We start from the raw sequence: 16,394 nt of genomic DNA, 5'->3' as shown, positions 1-16,394 counted from the left end.
GCGTCAAGCAGACGCTAACGCGCGTGGATGAATCGGCATCGCGCGTCAGGTTGTTGTTTACGCATGATCTTTCCGGAAAACCGCTTCGCGCTTTTCCGGATCTTGCTTTAGCCGCGCATCATGCGGGCGCGCGAGTTCGGCCGGTAGGCGAGGCGGCTGTGACCTGTGCAATAGGGCTGGCCGTCGGGCGCGGTATTGCCGCAGAAGCAGAAATCGTCCTCGCCCGGGCTCGAGATCGGCCAGCGGCAGCGGTTCTCGGACAGTTCCAGCAGCGAGCAGCGATTGGCGTCGTCGATGGGACCTGCAACCGCGGGCGCGTCGCTCTCGCCGTAGATCGTGGCGAGCATCTCGTATTGCAGCCGCGGCACGGCGCGTCTCGCGCGCGCCGGCGGCGCCAGGCTCCGCTCGAGCCTGCGGTGTTCGACCGCGCGGCTGCGCGTCAGATTGAGCCGGGACAGCTTGCCGATGACCGCGTTGCGGCTGACGCCGATGTCGGCCGCGATCTCGCGGCAGGAGAGGCCGGCCTCGAAATGCTGCTTCAGAAGTTCAATTCGTTCGTCGGTCCAGGTTGGTGAGAGAACAGGCATTGGTACGGTCCCAGGTTGCAGATGTCGGCCATCGCAAGATCCGTCCGCATCAGGTCCGGCGCGCGCTCACGGCCTGCCATTGTCGCGAATCGACAGAAGTCCGTCCTTGATGGCGAGGCGGATGCCTTCCTCGATCAGGGTTCGTGCGACGCCGGGAACGCTGGTGCCGTGGGTGCCCTGTCTCACCAGTTTCTCCAGATAGGTGATGGTCGAGAGCGCCAAGGTTACAGGAATGCGGTCAGTCTCGGCTTTTTCGGTGGCCATGGCCGAACGCTAGCCTCTTACTCGGGTACATAAAAGTTACGATTAAGACTCTATTTAGGTTCGGGGGTGGAAGTCAAATGCGCTCGCGGACCTCCGCGCAACGCATTGGAATCACTTTTGAATTCTGGCGCGCGACAACGCGCTGCGCGGAACCCCGTGCGGCGGCGTAGCGTGTAAAGGTCAGCAGATGCGGGCCGGCTCAGCCGTGCACGATCGACTTTTCGATCATGCAATGGATGCCCTTGGAGCCGTTGACGGTCTGGGTCACCCGCAAGTCGGCCGCCAGGCTGCACAAGGTGTAGGCGTCCTCGCGCGACAGGTTTCGCGTCTCGCCGAGCAGGGCGATCATGTCGCGCAGCGCGCGCACCACGCAACTGTCGAGATCGGGGTCCATCGCCATGGTCATGTAGTGCGTCGCCGTTTCGGCGCGGGGATAGTCCAGCCTGAGGTCCTTGCGCAGCGTCAGGCGGAAGCGGCCCTGCAGCGCGGTCTCGATCGCGGTGACGCAGACCTCGCCGTCGCCCTGCACGCCATGGCCGTCGCCGCAGGAGAACAGCGCGCCCGGAACGAATACCGGCAGATAGAGCGTCGCACCGGCGCCGAGTTCCTTGTTGTCGAGATTGCCGCCCATGGCGCGCGGGACCAGCGAGGAGATGCGGCCCCAGGCAGGTGGCGGCGAAACGCCCATGACGCCGAAGAACGGTTTTAGCGGCAGGTCCAGCCCCCATGGCATGCGGCCGACCATCCGCGTGCGGTCGAGCGGGATGTTGAGGATGCGCGTCTCGTGGAAATCGTCGGGCAGGGTGCCGGACAACGGCTTGATCATGTTCCAGCCCCAGTCCTGCCGGAGCTGGACGTCGAGGATCTCGACCGCGAGCACGTCGCCGGGCTCGGCGCCCTCGACCGCGATCGGGCCGGTGAGGATGTGGCCGGGCAGCATGCGCTCACTCCTCGCGTGAACCTCGTACATCTCGGGCGGAATGTGAAACTTGTCGCGGTCGGGCAGCATGTCCGGACCGCCGCTGATGGTGTCGACCGTCACCTCGTCACCGCTTTTGAGCGTCAGCACCGGCTTGAGCTTGGCTTCGAAGAAGCCCCAATGACAGGTCTCGGGGCTGGAATGCAGGTGGTGATGGGTCATTTGCGGCCGTCCAATCGGTTCTTGCTTGTCATGCCCGGGGCTTGACCCGGCGAGCGATCCTCTTTCAAGAAGATTTCCGATCATGGATGGGCTGGTCAAGCCCGCGCATGGCACCTTCACTCGAACGAGGCTCCCCTGTATTTCGTCCTGTCCAAGACAATCGGCACGGCGCTGCTGCCGATCAATCTGCTGGTCGAGCTCGGCATCCTGTCGCTGGTGCTGATGCTGACGCGCTTTGCCGCGCTCGGTCGCAAGCTTGCGGTGACGACGCTCGTCCTGCTGGCGCTGGCGGCGTACTCGCCGCTCGGCAACCTGCTGCTTTATCCGCTGGAGTCGCGCTTTCCGAAGTGGGACCCGGCGCGCGGCGCGCCCGACGGCATCATCGTGCTCGGCGGCTCCGTCGACACCGATCTGTCGGCGGCGCATCGCACGCCGGTGGTCGCATCCGCAGCCGATCGCATGCTGGCACCTGCCGAGCTCGCGCGCCGCTATCCGAATGCGCGCATCGTCTTCACCGGGGGCTCGGCGAACCTGGTCTCCACCGATGCCAAGGAAGCCGACTACTCCGCGCCGATCCTGGAGAACCTCGGGATCCCCAAGGAGCGCCTGATCGTCGAACGGGACTCGCGCAACACCTGGGAGAACGCGGTCTTCACCAGGCAATTGGTTTCGCCGAAGCCCGGCGAACGCTGGCTGCTGGTGACGTCGGCCTTCCACATGCCGCGCGCGATGGGGATCTTTCACAAGGCCGGATTTGAGGTCGAGGCCTACCCGGTGGACTGGCGCATGGGCGGGCGTGACGATCTCTTCGCGTTCACCCATCTCGGCAAGGAGGGGCTCGGCAGGACCGATGTCGCCATGCGCGAGTGGATCGGTCTTCTGACCTACCGCATCATGGGCCGGACCGGCGAGTTGCTACCGGGCCCGGGCACGGACTAGAACGAGGGTCGCACAACAACAACACAGCACCGGCGCGCGACCGCCGGTCGGGAGGACGCGATGCAGCAGCAGAGTGCAGAGAGGATCGACCTTGCCGGCCTCGTCGCCGATCTCAACAGCCTGTTGCGGTTGAAGACGACGGTGATCGGCATGAAGCTGTTCGCACAAGCTGCCGACATGGAAGCGATCCCGAAGATCCGGCGCCCGAACGCGATCCATACCACCGACCAGATCGTCAGCATGGCCGCGCGTCTGGGCTGGACCGTCGGCATCACCGCCGACGATCTGGTCGGCAGCCAGTGCCGCGCGGTGATCGGGCTTGCGCCACAGGACGACAAATGGCTCGCCGGCGAGAACTATGTCGGGGTCTGGCACGGCACCGCGGAGGACGCCCGCAAGCGCCAGGAGGCGCTGGATGTGGTTCCGTTCGGACACTATCAGGCGCTCGCGGTCAGCCCGCTCGCGAGCGGCCGGCTCGATCCGCCCGACATCTGCCTCGTCTACGCGACGCCGGGGCAAATGATCATCCTGATCAACGGGCTGCAATATACCGGCTACAGGAAATTCGAATGGGGCGTGGTCGGCGAGACCGCCTGCGCGGATTCCTGGGGCCGGGCGCTGAAAACGGGGGAGCCCAGCCTGTCCTTGCCATGCTATGCCGAACGGCGCTATGGCGGCGTGCCGGACGAGGAGATGCTGATGGCCCTGAAGCCTTCGCATCTCGCCAAGGCGATCGAGGGCATGAAGGCGCTGTCGAAGAACGGCCTGCGCTATCCGATCCCGCCCTATGGTATTCAAAGCGACGTCCGTGCCGGCATGGGCGTGAGCTACGCGAAGAAGTAAAGGCCAGTCATGAGCTCTGCGAAATTCGACATCGTCGTCTACGGCGCGACCGGTTTCACCGGCCAGCTCGTCGCCGAATATCTGGCGGCGCACTACAGGGACGACAAGGCGCTCAAATGGGCGATGGCGGGCCGCAGCCTCGACAAGCTCAAATCGGTGCGTGATGCCATCGGCGCGCCGGCCGACACGCCGCTGATCGTGGCGGATGCGTCCGACGCGGGCTCACTGAAGGCGATGGTGGCGCAGACCAAGTCGGTGATCACGACGGTGGGGCCGTATCAGTTCTACGGCGAGGACCTGTTGGCAGCCTGCGTCGCTGCGGGCGTGGATTATTTCGATCTCTGCGGCGAGCCGGTCTGGATGCGGCAGATGATCGACAAGTACGCTGATGCGGCGAAGGCGAGCGGCGCGCGCATCGTGTTCTCCTGCGGCTATGATTCCGTGCCGTTCGAGCTCGGCACGTTCTTCGTGCAGGAGGAGGCGAAGCGTGTGTTCGGCGCGCCGGCGGCCCGCGTGAAGGGCCGTGTGCGCGACATGCGCGGCACCCTGTCGGGCGGCACCGCGGCGAGCGCGAAAGCGACCTTCGATGCCGTCGCCAAAGATCTCAGCCTCGTCGCCATCCTCAACGATCACTTCGCGCTGACGCCCGGCTTCACCGGACCGAAGCAGCCGAAGGGCAACAGGGCCGTCTTCGAGGAGGACCTGCAGTCCTGGGCCGCGCCGTTCATGATGGCGCTGATCAACACGCGCAACGTCCATCGCTCCAACATGCTGATGGGCTTTCCCTACGGCCAGGACTTCGTCTACGACGAGATGGTTTTGACCGGCCCCGGCGAGAAGGGCGAGGCCAACGCCAAGCGCGTGATGGCGGCCAACGCCGAGAAGACCGGCCCGAATGCGCCGAAGCCGGGAGAGGGACCGTCGAAGGAAGAGCGCGAGAACGGTCTGTTCAACCTGCTCTATGTCGCGATCGCGCCGGATGGCCGCATGGTCCGTGCCGGCGTCACCGGCGACCGCGATCCCGGCTACGGCTCGACCTCCAAGATGATCTCCGAATGCGCGATCTGCCTGCTGCGTGATGCGACGGACGTTCCGGGCGGTTTCTGGACGCCGGGCGCAGCGATGCAGCACAAGCTGATCAAGCGGCTGCAGGACAATGCCGGGCTGACGTTCAGGGTGGAAGGCTAGGCGCCTCCTTCGCCTCACCCCGCTTGCGGGGAGAGGCCGACACGCGGAACGCGGGGCGGGTGAGGGGGACTCTCTGCGAGTCCAACGCTTCACCGTTTTACGCCGGGAGACCCTCACCCCAACCTTCTCCCGGTAAGAACGGGGAAAGGGGGAAGAAGGGATCACGCCGCCCGCGCGTCATAGGCATACATGAACTCCATGCCCTTGGCGCCCAGCGGCAATAGCCATTTCAGCATCTGATTGCGCATCCACGCCCCGGTGGCGCTGAACTCGCGCTTGCTGTTGCCGTTGCGGCGGGCCATGGCGACGATCTTCTCGGTGCGCGGGCGGCGTTCGGCCTCGAAGGCCTGGAAGGTGGCGCCGAGCTCCTGGCCCTCCTGCATCAGGCGCGCGAGCCGCATCGCGTCCTCGAGCGCGAGCGAGGCGCCCTGGCCGGCGTGAGGGCTGGTCGCATGCGCGGCATCGCCGATCAGCAGCGAGCGCTTGCGCGACCAGGTGGGCAAGGTCGCGACGTCGAGCGTGTCGGTGACGACGATGTTCTCGGCCGCTTCGATGATGTCGGGGATCGGATCGTGCCAGCCGCGGTGGAAGCCGCGCAGATGCTGCTTCAGCGTCGCGTGGTCGAGCGCGCGGAACATCGCCGCGTCCATGCCGTGCGCGGGCTGCGTGCTCCACCACATCACGCCTTCGTTCGGATCCGGGCTGCAATAGCCGTAGCCGAAGAAGCCGCTCTGGCCGAACGTCGTCTCGACATGCCGGCCGATCGGCCTGCCGTCGAGGACGGCATGCGGCACAAAGCCACCGAAGCCGATCAGGCCGGTGTCGAACGGCTGCGGACCATCAGGCACGACCTGGCGGCGCACGACCGAGTGCACGCCGTCGGCGCCGATCAGGAAGTCGCCTTCGGCGGTGGTGCCGTCGGAGAAGTAGGCGATGATCGGCTGGTCGCCGCGATCCTCGACCTTGATCAGGCGCTTCTCGAAGTAGAGCGAGACGCAGGCGCACCAGGCCTTGTCGATCAGGATCTCGTTCAGCGTGGCGCGGGAAATGTTGACGGCCGGCTGGCCGAAGCGCCGTGCCATGTCGCGGTTGATCGAGCCCAGCTTCTCGCCGCCCTGCGAATAGAAGTCGAAGGCCTCCGCCACCGAGCCGCGGCTGATCAGTTCGTTGGCGAGCCCGATCTCGTCCATCACATGCATACCGTTCGGCGCGATCTGGAGGCCGCCGCCGATACCCTTTGAGTAGGGCCACGCCTCGTAGATCGCGGACTCGATGCCGGCGCGGCGCAGCAGGATGGCGGCGACGGGCCCGGCGATGCCGGCACCGATGATGAGGGCCTTGCGTGGACGGCTGGACATGGCTTGCTCCCGACGTTTCCGTGGTGCTAGGAGAAATTACGGTCGCTAAATCTCTTAGCGACTAAGATATATGTCGAATAAGATAAGAGGCCGACCTTGTCAAGGACGAAGGCGCGCACTGCGCTGTTGCAGGAGCTCGAGGCGGCGATGCGCAGATCTTCGGCGCAGGGCGTGCTCTATGGCCAAACCGTTGCGAATGTTGCCGGAATTGCGAACTCCGACCTCGAATGCATGGACATCCTCTATCTCGAGGGGCGCGTCACCGCCGGCCGGCTCGCCGAGGTCACCGGCCTGACGACGGGCGCGATCACCGGCGTGATCGATCGGCTCGAGAAGGCTGGCCTTGTGCGCCGCGAGCGGGACGAGAAGGACCGCCGCAAGGTGTTCATCGCCGTCGTGCCGGAGGCAGCCATGAAGATCGGCCAACTCTACGTCCCGATGCAGCAGGCGATGGAGAAGGTCCTGGGCAGCTATTCCGACGATGAACTGCGCCTGCTGCTGCGCTTCGCGACCGAGGGATACAAGGGCGTGGTTGCGGCAACGGAATCGCTGAAGAGCCTGCTCGACACGCCGCCGGAGAAGCGTCCCAATCTCAAGCTGAAGAAGCTCCGCTAGCCTTATAGGCCTGCGCCGCGGCGATCATGCCCCACATCGCGCCCAGCATCATCCAGAAGTGCCGCCAGTGGTCGGTGTCGATCACGAAGCTTTCGCCGACGGTGCCGACGAAGGCCGAGAAGATCGCGAGATAAGCGCGCTGCCAGGGCACGCGGACGAAGATGTGCCGGAAGCCCATGATGACGGTGGTGAAGACCAGCGCGGGATAGCAGACGCCGGAGAGCCAGCCGCCGGACATGAAGGCGTTGAGGTAGGAGTTGTGGGTGTCCTCGGGGAAGTAGCGGTGGAATTGCAGCGGGCCGATGCCGAACGGCAGGTCGAGCGCCATCTCCGCACCCAGGATGTGACGGCCGAACCGGCCGAAGCGGCCTTCGTCGTAGCTCTGATCGAAGCTCGCGCGCTGCTTGAACATCTCGGCGGTGGAATCGAATGACAGCAGCACCGCGATCAGCGCGAGACCCAGCACCGCAGCGACGATCGCCATGATGACGACGCGCGAGCGCTGCGCGTTGGTGCGGCTGGTCAGCACCATCAGCGCCAGCATGAAGGCGGAGGTCAGCACCAGTCCGCCCCAGGCGGCGCGCGAGAACGCGAGCAGGATCGCCAGCGATATGACGCCGAAGGCGATGACGTTGCGGAACGCCTTGCCGAGCTTGTCAGAGACCACGCTCTGCAGCGCGAACAGCGCCGGCAGGATCAGGAAGGCGCCGAGCACGTTCGGGTCCTTGAACGTGCCGCGCGCGCGACCGTAGAGCGTGAGGAGGTCGTCGCCGCCCGGCACCAGGCGGAAGTAGCCGGCGACCGCCAGGAGCGAGGCGACCATCGCGCCGGCCACGAGCCCGCGGCGCAGCATGTCGAGCCGCGCGGCAGTGTCCTCGGACGTGACCATGGCGAAGAACACGACGGTCACCGCCATGTACCAGGAGGTCGCGATCCAGCTCACCACCTCGGGCTGCTCGAACAGCGGGATCGCGCTGATGGTGTAGCCGACATTGAGCAGGACCAGCATCAGCACTAGCGGCATCAGCACGAGCCGCAGGCGCAGGCCGGTGGCGAAGAAGGTGACGGTCGCGAGCAGCGTCGCGATCTCGTAGGGGCTGGGCTCGATGAAGACGATGGCGCCGGAGGCGCCGACCAGCCACACCAGCACGCGCTGGAGCGCCAGCACGCCGGGCGCAGCCGGTGCGGCCAATTTCACTCCACCGGCTGTCGCCGCATACGTCATCACACGCTCATACGCTTACGCAACTTGTACACCACAAACACGGCTGTCATCGCCCGGCTTGACCGGGCGATCCAGTACTCTCGGCAGCGAGGTCCAGCCTCGGCGTCTCGGCGTACTCGATGCCCCGCGTTCGCGGGGCATGACGGAAACTCAATATGCGTTCTCGTTCTTGGTCAGCAGCGAGACCGGCGTCTTCAGGAGAATGACCAAGTCGAACAGCGCCGACCAGTTCTCGATGTAGTAGAGGTCGAACTCGACCCGCTTCTGGATCTTCTCTTCATTGTCGATCTCGCCGCGCCAGCCGTTGATCTGGGCCCAGCCGGTGATGCCGGGTTTGACGCGGTGGCGGGCGAAATAGCCGTCGACGGCTTCGTCGAACAGCCGGCTCTGGAGCTTGCCCTGCACCGCATGCGGGCGCGGGCCGACCAGGGAAAGATTGCCGGAGAACACCACGTTGAAGAGCTGCGGCAGCTCGTCGAGGCTGGTCTTGCGGATGAAGCGGCCGACGCGGGTGACGCGCGGATCGTTCTTGGTCACCACCTTCGACGCCGTCGGGTCGGCCTGGTGGTGGTACATCGAGCGGAACTTGTAGACGTCGATGCGCTCGTTGTTGAAGCCGAAGCGCTTCTGACGGAACAGCACGGGACCCGGGCTGTCGAGCTTCACGGCCAATGCCACCAGTCCCATGATCGGCAGCGCTGCGAGCAGCGCGATGCCGCCGACGATGCGGTCGAACAGCCATTTCATCACCAGGTCCCAGTCGGTGATCGGCGCCTCGAACACGTCGAGCGTCGGCACCTCGCCGAGATAGGAATAGGAGCGGGGACGGAAGCGCAGCTTGTTGGTGTGCGCGGAGAGGCGGATGTCGACCGGCAGCACCCAGAGCTTCTTCAGCATCTCCAGGATGCGCGTCTCCGCGGAGATCGGCAGCGCGAACAGCACGAGATCGACGCGGGTGCGGCGGGCAAACTCGACGATGTCGTCGACCTTGCCGAGCTTGCGGGCGCCGGCGCAGGTGTCGAGCGCGCGGCTGTCATTGCGGTCGTCGAACACGCCGAGCACGTGGATGTCGGAATCGTCCTGCGCCTTCAGTGCCTCGACCAGCTGCTCGCCGTTGCGGTCGGAGCCGACGATGATGGTGCGCCGGTCGAGCCGGCCCTCGCGCGCCCAGGCGCGCACCAGCGAGCGCAGCACCAGACGCTCCGCGATCTGCCCGGCGAGCCCGAGGAAGTAGAAGGCGGCGAGCCACAGCCGCGAAATTTCGCTGCCGAACTTGGCAAAGAAGGAGACGCCGATGAACAGCAGGAAGACGAACGACCAAGACGAGATCATCCGCGTCAGCTGCCGGAGCTGACCGCGGAACAGTTGCACCTGGTAGAGGTCGGCAGCCTGGAAGCAGACCACGGCTGCGATCGCGACGGCCACGATCTCCACAGGATAGACCCAGCTGAAGCCGCCGGCGAGCGGCATGACATAGCCGATATAGACCGCGATGCCGACGAGGCTCAGCAACACGAAATCGGCGAGGCGAACAAAACCGGCGATCACGATCGGCGAATAAGCGCGGGCGACCTTCTGGTTGACGACCTCGAGTGCGGCCGGCGAGAGCCGGCGGCGGCGCTCCACAAAGGGCTGGTCGGCGGGCCTCGCCGCGGCGCCGGTCGCGGCATCGAGCATCGAGCGTGCGTTGAGCGGTTCCACGGGCGTCCACGTCCATTCCAACAACCCGTGGGCGCCACTTTGCGGCCCCGGGCAGGCATCCCCTGGCACTCGATTACCGAACAAATCGGAAGATTTTCTAAAGCGGCCTTAAGGATGGTTAATGATTGGTAAAAGCGTCGCGGTAGCCCGCGAGCACGCCGTCGACCATGGCCTGCTGGGAGAAATGTGCGGAGATGCGCTCACGCAAGGACACCGCGCGTTGCGCGGTCGCTTGCGGATCGTCCAGCGCCGCAGCGATCGCCTCGGCCATGGCCTCCGGATCGCTCGGCGCGAACAGCGCGGGGCTGTCGGGGCCGAAGATCTCGGGGATGCCGCCGATCTTCGCCGCGATCATGGGAACGCCGGCCGCGCCCGCCTCGATGACGACATAGGGCATGGAATCGCCGCGCGAGGGAACGACCAGCAGCCGACCCTTCGAGAAGCCGTAGCGCGCCTTCACGTGGCCGATGAAGCGGATGGCACCTGAGAGACCAAGTCCGTCGACCTGCGCCTTCAGCGCCGCCGTCTCCTCGCCGTCTCCGCCGAGGGTGAGCGTGACGTTCTTGCCGCCTTCGCGCAGCCGTGCCACGGCATCGACCAGCAGGTCCGCGCCCTTGATGTGCCTGAACTCGCCGACATAGCAGAGGTCGGTCGCATCCTCGGCGGTGACGACGGGTTCGAATTCTTCCGGCGTGACGCCATTGAAGACGCAATGCACCACGCCCTTGGGCGTGCCGACGATGCGCTGATAGGTGTCGCGGGCGAAGGCGCTCTCGAACAGGAACAGGTCGGTCGCGCCCATCAGCGAGCGTTCGAGTCGCGCGTAGAATTCGCCCTTCAAGGTGTTGAGCGGATAGTGCAGCGAGCCGCCATGCGGGGTGTAGATACGAATGGTGTCGTCGGTGCGCCGCCGCATGCGAATGAAGGCGCCGGCTTTGGCGCCGTGGCCGTGCACGACGTCAGGCTTGAGCTTCGCGATCAGGCGCCGCATTCGCATCCACACCATGAAGTCATCGGGCGACGGCTCGCGGCGGATCGCAATGCGGTACACGCCGAGCTTGAGGCGCGGCGCGAGCTCGGCCAGCGCCTTGTCGGCGCGTTCGCCGCCGGTGAGGCTGTCGGCGAGGATCCCGACATGATGGCCGCGGTCGACCTGGCCGTTGGCGACGTCGATGATGTGGCGAAAGATCCCGCCGACCGGAGCGCGCACGGCGTGCAGGATGCGAAGCGGCTGGTCGGGTGAGGGGGGCATGATCAAAACCAGCGCTCGACGGCGCGTACCGAACAATTCCAGGAAATATCGAGACGGATTAAGAGCCTTCGTGGTTAATAAACGATGACGGGTGCTCGGGCGCGAGGCGCGGAATGCGGCGATTAACCCAGCGGCAACCTTAATGGAGTGTAATCGCCCCGGTTGAGGTAGCTTGGTGGCGTTGCCCCTGCGGGAGTGTTCGATGCGTTTAGCGTTCTGGCGTGCCGGCAAGGACAAGGCGGTGATCGAGCGGGCTGTTTCGAAGTCCAAGCCTGAAACCAAGGTGTCTAAAACCCAGGTGTCCGAACCCAAGGTGTCCGAACCCAAGGTGGCCGAAGCGGAGGTGGCCGAAGTCGCGCCCGAGGTCGAAGCTGCCAAGGTTGAAGCAAGGCCGGCGCCGGCTATCGCGAAGCAGGCCGCAGTCGAATCCGGTGACATCGATCTGCACGCGCTCGGTGCGGCACTGACGCGCAAGCGCGGCTGGATCATCTTGCCCACGGTACTGGCGCTCGTCGCGTCGATTGCCGCCGTCAACCTCGTCACGCCGCGCTACAAGTCGGAATCCCGCATCCTGATCGACGGCCGCGAGAACGTGTTCCTGCGCCCGAACGGCGACCGTACCGAGGAGCGGCAGGCGCTCGACGCCGAGGCCGTCACCAGCCAGGTGCAGCTCGTGCTGTCGCGCGATCTCGCGCGCGAGATCATCAGGAAGAACAAGCTGGCGGAACGCCCCGAATTCGATCCGGTGCTGCAGGGCATCTCGCCGCTGAAGTCGCTGGCGGCCCTCGTCGGCATCGGTCGCGATCCGTTCTCGATGACGCCGGAAGAGCGCGTGCTGGATGCCTATTACGAGCGGCTCCAGGCGTACGCCGTCGACAAGTCGCGCGTCATCGTGGTCGAATTCCAGTCCGCCGATCCGGACCTTGCCGCGCGCGTCGCCAACTCGATCGCCGACGGCTACCTCGTGCTGCAGCAGAACGCCCGCCAGGACCAGGCAAAGAACGCGAGCCAGTGGCTCGCGGGCGAGATCGAGAATCTGCGCAAGAAGGTGTCCGACGCCGAGGCCAGGGTCGAGGATTTCCGCTCCAAGTCGAGCCTGTTCGTCGGCACCAACAACACCACGCTGTCGAACCAGCAGATGGGCGAGGTCAACACCCAGCTCAACAACGCGCGCTCGATGAAGGCGGATGCGGAATCCAAGGCGCGGCTGATCAAGGAGATGCTCCAGAGCGGCAAGCCGATCGAGGCATCCGAAGTGGTGAACTCCGAGCTGATGCGTAGATTGTCGGAGCAGCGGGTGACGCTGCGGGCGCAGCTCGCCGAACAATCGTCCACGCTGCTCGGCAACCATCCGCGCATCAAGGAGCTGAAGGCGCAGCTCGGCGACCTCGACAACCAGATCCGGGATGAGGCGGCCAAGATCTCGCGCTCGCTCGAAAATGATGCGCGCATCGCCAGCGGCCGGGTCGACGGCCTGACGGCGAGCCTCGAGCAGCTCAAGAAGCAGGCGACCTCGACCAACGGCCAGGACGTGCAATTGCGTGCGCTCGAGCGCGAAGCCAAGGCGCAGCGCGACCTGCTTGAGACTTATCTCGCCAAATATCGCGAGGCCAATACCCGCGAGACCATCGACACCGCGCCGACCGACGGCCGCATCATCTCGCGCGCCATCGTCTCCAACACGCCGGCCTATCCGAAGAAGCTGCCGATCGTGCTGATCGCGACGATCGCGACGCTGCTGCTCTCGTCTGGCGTCGTCGTCACCGGCGAGCTGCTCCGTCAGACCGCGCCGCGCGCGGCGGCTGTGTTCACCCCGGCGCCGGCGGCGTCACAAACGCACGCAGCGGTCCGCCAGGAGCCTTTGGTCCGGCCGGCGGTCGAGCGCCTCGTCGAACACGTCGTCGAGCCGGTGATAGCGGAACCCGCGCCGCTTCAGCCGGAGATGGCGGCCGATGCCGGGGCCACCGAATTCGCCGAGATCGAGCATCTGGCGGCCAGCCTGCGCGCCGCGGGTGCGGTGGCGAAGAAGGTCACGGTGCTCGGTACCGCGCCCGGCGACTCCGTCACGCTGTCGGCGCTGACGCTGGCGCGGCATCTGGCGCGCGACGCGCGCGTCGTCGTGGTCGATCTTGCCGCGTCCTCGCCGACCATCGCCGCGGTGTCGGTCGACGCCTCCGCGCCCGGCCTTGCCGAGCTGATGCAGGGCGAGGCCTCGTTCGCCCAGGTGATCACCCGCGACAAGCTCTCGCGGCTGCACCTGGTCATGGCGGGCCGTCCCGGCTTCGACCGCAGCCTACTGCAATCGCCGCGCGTGGGCCTCGCGATCGACGCGCTGCTGCGCGCCTACGACCACGTGCTGCTCGATGCCGGCGGTGCGTCCGACCTTCCGGCGGAACTGCTGACGACCAACGCCCGCGCCGTCGTGGTGCCCGATGCCTCGATGGTGCCGGACGCGCGCACGGAGATGTGCGAGCAGCTGAAGGCCGTCGGCTTCAGCGAGGTGACTATGCTGAGCAAGCCCGTGCAGGCGCCAGGCGCGGCTGAGCCGCTGCGCGTGGTGGCGGCGTGATCGCTCTTACTCTCTCGCCTTGTGGGAGAGGGTGGCTTCGCGAAAGCGAAGCCGGGTGAGGGGTCTCTATCCTCACGAATAGTCGAGTCGGGCGCTTCGCGCCACCTTCTCCCACAAGGGGCCACATGGGGAGAAGGGAAGAGAACTACCCGAACGCCTGCCGCAGCCTTCGGGCCAAATCGAACAGCATCTGGTTCTGCTTCACCAGCCGCTTGCCGTGGCTGAGCGATGACATCGCCATCGCGGCGAGCTTGCCGCGCGAGGTCAGCGGCACGAAACTGTCGAAGATGTCCTCGTCGTGCTTGCAGAACATCCGCTTGTAGTCGTCCGAGCCGATGCCGAGGTCGAGCGAGCGGTAGCCGCGCTCGCCGTAGCGATCGATGATGTAGCGCATCAGGATCAGGCCCGGGCTGTAGCGGGCATGCTCGGACATCGTGTAGGTGTTGAACATCATCGAGAAGCGCTGGCCATCGCCGACGCCGGCGAAGATCGCGATCACCTCGTCGTCGCATTCGAGCGCGTGGATGTCGATGATGCGGCCTTCGCCGCGCGGCGCGAGGCACGCGCTGCGCACGAACTGTTCGACGCCCGGCTCGGCGAACACGTTCGGGAGCTTCTGCTCCGCCATCCGCGCCGGCTTGACGCGGAAGAACCAGTCGAGCAGGCGGGTGACGTCCGCGTCGGTCGTCGCCAGGTGATAGCGGTAGCCGGCGAGCGTCTGGAGCTTCTTCTCCTTACTCTTCAGGCGGCGGCGGAAGGAATTGCTGATCCGTGATGCGGGCGGGCCGCCCGGCTCCATCGTCAGCAGCGGACAGCCGTTGATCGCGCTCTGCCGCGGCAGCGCCGTGAACGGGTTCTGCTGCTCATTCCAGCGCAGCGGCTGCTGTGTCAGCGCGAGCACGTCGACATGCGCGCCGAGCGGCGCGAGCAGCACGTCGAGATCGGCGGTGCTGGCCTCGCCTGCGAACTCGGCGTTCCACAGGCCCATGTTGAAGGTCGTGTGCTTGCCGCCCATGAAGCAGGCCGTGCGCACACCATGGCTCTGGCGCAGCGAGAGCGGCAACAGCAGAAGCGGCTGGCGATCGGCGTCGCGGGCGACGACGATGAAAGGGCAGGCGCCCTCGTGAGCGCCGACCTGCCGCTGCCAGGGGCCGAGCAGGTCGAAGCGCTGATAGGGCGTGAAGAGATGACCGGGCTCCTCGAAGGCGCGCCAGACGGCCTCGGCCTCGCCGAGATCGCTGAGGATATCGACACGCGCGATACGGCTCGCTTTCGACCGGGCTGGCGCTTCTGCCGTCCGGCTTTGCATCGCCGCAGCCATGGTCATTCGCGAAACCTGTCGAGAAAACGAAAAATGCGTAGTCCGGCCTGTGGCCGACCTTTGCAAAGAAATGTCAACAAAGAGTAATGAGGAGGGGCGAGGGAACGGGCCGCCGGCGAGCGCGAAGGTGAGATATTGGCATCCGACGACAGATGGCTGCAACGGCTGCGCCTCGAGCTGACCTGGTTCAGCGGCCGGGCTGCGCTGCGCAGCCGTGGTGCCGGTGCCATCCTGTGCTTTGCGCATGTTCGGCCGCGGCGGCGCGGCGGGTTTCAGCCGCTGCGCGCGCATGAGATCACGCCGCAATTTCTCGATCGCGCCATTCGGGCGCTGAAGCGGTGGAAGTATGATTTCCTCGGCATGGACGAGGTCTGTCGGCGCGCGGTGACGTTGCCGGAGAAGCGGCGCTTCGTGGCGCTGACCTTCGACGGCGCATCCAAGGATCTCATCAACTTCGCCTATCCGGTGCTGGCCCACCACGCCGTGCCTTTCACGATCTATGTGCCCACGGCGTTTCCCGACGGCGTCGGCGAAGCCTGGTGGCTCGGGCTCGAGCAGGTGATCGCGCGCGAGAGCCGCATCAGTCTGATGATGGGCGAGAGGGAGCAGCGTTTCACCGTCACGGGCAATGCCGAAAAGCGGGCGCTGTTCTCGTATATCGAGAGCTGGCTGCGGTCGCTGCCCCCGTCAGAGCTGTCGGCTGCGATCGCCGATCTCTGCACACGCTACCGGGTCGACCTCGCCGCGCTCTCGCGCCAAGCGTCGATGGATTGGGAGGATCTGGCCAAGCTGGCTGCCGACCCGCTGGTCACGATCGGCAGCGCGACCGTGAACTATCCCGTTCTCGCCAACATGAAGGACACCGCCGCGCTGCGCGAGATGACGATGGGCAAGGCCGTGGCCGAATCCGCGCTCGATCGCGACGTCAGGCATCTGGCGTTTCCGTTCGGCGACCGCTCTTCCTTCCGGCGCAGCCACGTCCTGATGGCGGAGCAGGCGGGCTTTGCCAGCGCGGTGTCGACGATCCCTGGCATCGTGGAGGCGGAGGGGCGCACCAATCTGCGGGCGCTGCCGCGGATTTCCTGGGACGGCCGGGTGCGCTCGCTCCGCATGCTGCGCGTGCTGGTCTCGGGTGTCGCCTTTGCGCCGGTGAGGCCGACCGGCAGCGCTACGAGCCAGACTTGACCCGATCGGGCCGCTGCATCCAGCTCACGATCGGCATCGCCGGCAGCACCCAGCCCATGCCCACGACCACATAGTAGATCGCCTGCCGCCAGCCGGACTGGGCGATCCACGGTATCTGCGCCGCCGCCATGCCGAGCAGGGCCCAGACGGTGGCCAGCACCAGCAGCAGGATGGCGCCGAGGAACTTGCGGGTGCGGATCGTCATG

The 16,394-nt window shown here is 66.0% G+C and carries 15 protein-coding genes; 6 read left to right on the top strand and 9 right to left on the bottom strand.

Annotated features, from left to right (window positions below; translation table 11 throughout):
• Positions 1–107: 107 nt before the first annotated feature.
• The 3 genes from ACNJYB_RS22270 to ACNJYB_RS22260 all read right to left on the bottom strand — a co-directional run bounded on the left by ACNJYB_RS22270 (position 108) and on the right by ACNJYB_RS22260 (position 1,992).
• The gene (locus tag ACNJYB_RS22270) at positions 108–587 is read right to left on the bottom strand and encodes a GcrA family cell cycle regulator (protein WP_439368491.1); all 480 of its coding nucleotides are present in this window, start codon (positions 585–587) and stop codon (positions 108–110) included.
• A 66-nt stretch (positions 588–653) separates the two neighbouring features.
• The gene (locus ACNJYB_RS22265) at positions 654–851 is read right to left on the bottom strand and encodes a hypothetical protein (RefSeq protein ID WP_439368490.1); all 198 of its coding nucleotides are present in this window, start codon (positions 849–851) and stop codon (positions 654–656) included.
• A 199-nt stretch (positions 852–1,050) separates the two neighbouring features.
• Positions 1,051–1,992, bottom strand: coding sequence for an acetamidase/formamidase family protein (locus ACNJYB_RS22260; RefSeq protein ID WP_439368489.1), 942 nt, complete (start codon positions 1,990–1,992; stop codon positions 1,051–1,053).
• 222 nt (positions 1,993–2,214) lie between these two features.
• On the opposite strand from ACNJYB_RS22260, the gene ACNJYB_RS22255 reads away from it, so the two are divergent.
• Genes ACNJYB_RS22255 through ACNJYB_RS22245 form a run of 3 tightly spaced genes read left to right on the top strand, consistent with a single transcriptional unit; the run spans position 2,215 to position 4,962 of the window.
• A complete protein-coding gene (locus tag ACNJYB_RS22255) occupies positions 2,215–2,931 on the top strand; it encodes a YdcF family protein (RefSeq protein ID WP_439375616.1) in 717 nt (238 codons plus the stop codon).
• 60 nt (positions 2,932–2,991) lie between these two features.
• Complete coding sequence (locus ACNJYB_RS22250) at positions 2,992–3,774, top strand: DUF169 domain-containing protein (RefSeq protein ID WP_439368487.1); 783 nt, start codon at positions 2,992–2,994, stop codon at positions 3,772–3,774.
• A gap of 9 nt (positions 3,775–3,783) precedes the next feature.
• Entirely contained in the window at positions 3,784–4,962 is a 1,179-nt protein-coding gene (locus ACNJYB_RS22245) for a saccharopine dehydrogenase family protein (protein WP_439368486.1), read from the top strand.
• Positions 4,963–5,123: 161 nt separating this feature from the next.
• Here ACNJYB_RS22245 and ACNJYB_RS22240 read toward each other — a convergent pair whose 3' ends face one another.
• Positions 5,124–6,320: an FAD-dependent monooxygenase gene (locus tag ACNJYB_RS22240; RefSeq protein WP_439368485.1), complete on the bottom strand. Its 1,197-nt coding sequence runs from the start codon at positions 6,318–6,320 to the stop codon at positions 5,124–5,126.
• Between the two features lie 147 nt (positions 6,321–6,467).
• Between ACNJYB_RS22240 and ACNJYB_RS22235 the strand changes: the two genes are divergently transcribed.
• Positions 6,468–6,935, top strand: a complete 468-nt coding sequence (locus tag ACNJYB_RS22235) for a MarR family transcriptional regulator (protein ID WP_439375615.1) — start codon at positions 6,468–6,470, stop codon at positions 6,933–6,935.
• Here the strand turns inward: ACNJYB_RS22235 and ACNJYB_RS22230 are convergent.
• From ACNJYB_RS22230 to ACNJYB_RS22220, 3 genes are all read right to left on the bottom strand, one after another.
• Entirely contained in the window at positions 6,913–8,160 is a 1,248-nt protein-coding gene (locus ACNJYB_RS22230) for an O-antigen ligase family protein (RefSeq protein WP_439368484.1), read from the bottom strand. The two genes, ACNJYB_RS22235 and ACNJYB_RS22230, sit on opposite strands and share 23 nt — an antisense overlap.
• A gap of 150 nt (positions 8,161–8,310) precedes the next feature.
• Entirely contained in the window at positions 8,311–9,861 is a 1,551-nt protein-coding gene (locus ACNJYB_RS22225; RefSeq protein ID WP_439368482.1) for an undecaprenyl-phosphate glucose phosphotransferase, read from the bottom strand.
• Between the two features lie 118 nt (positions 9,862–9,979).
• Positions 9,980–11,113, bottom strand: a complete 1,134-nt coding sequence (locus tag ACNJYB_RS22220) for a glycosyltransferase family 4 protein (RefSeq protein ID WP_439368481.1) — start codon at positions 11,111–11,113, stop codon at positions 9,980–9,982.
• Between the two features lie 202 nt (positions 11,114–11,315).
• On the opposite strand from ACNJYB_RS22220, the gene ACNJYB_RS22215 reads away from it, so the two are divergent.
• Entirely contained in the window at positions 11,316–13,682 is a 2,367-nt protein-coding gene (locus tag ACNJYB_RS22215; protein WP_439368480.1) for a GumC family protein, read from the top strand.
• A 145-nt stretch (positions 13,683–13,827) separates the two neighbouring features.
• On the opposite strand, the gene ACNJYB_RS22210 is transcribed toward ACNJYB_RS22215, so the two are convergent.
• Complete coding sequence (locus ACNJYB_RS22210; protein ID WP_439368479.1) at positions 13,828–15,009, bottom strand: GNAT family N-acetyltransferase; 1,182 nt, start codon at positions 15,007–15,009, stop codon at positions 13,828–13,830.
• A gap of 129 nt (positions 15,010–15,138) precedes the next feature.
• Between ACNJYB_RS22210 and ACNJYB_RS22205 the strand changes: the two genes are divergently transcribed.
• On the top strand, positions 15,139–16,188 hold the full coding sequence (locus ACNJYB_RS22205; RefSeq protein WP_439368478.1) for a polysaccharide deacetylase family protein: 1,050 nt from the start codon (positions 15,139–15,141) through the stop codon (positions 16,186–16,188).
• Here ACNJYB_RS22205 and ACNJYB_RS22200 read toward each other — a convergent pair.
• Positions 16,172–16,393: a DUF2842 domain-containing protein gene (locus ACNJYB_RS22200; protein ID WP_439368477.1), complete on the bottom strand. Its 222-nt coding sequence runs from the start codon at positions 16,391–16,393 to the stop codon at positions 16,172–16,174. The two genes, ACNJYB_RS22205 and ACNJYB_RS22200, sit on opposite strands and share 17 nt — an antisense overlap.
• Between the last annotated feature and the right edge of the window lies 1 nt (position 16,394).

The sequence above is a fragment of the Bradyrhizobium sp. SMVTL-02 genome (genome assembly GCF_051853005.1).
Classification (GTDB): Bacteria; Pseudomonadota; Alphaproteobacteria; order Rhizobiales; family Xanthobacteraceae; genus Bradyrhizobium.
The sequence above is the reverse complement of the archived record's forward strand: the minus strand, read 5'-3'. Positions and strand labels throughout refer to the sequence as shown.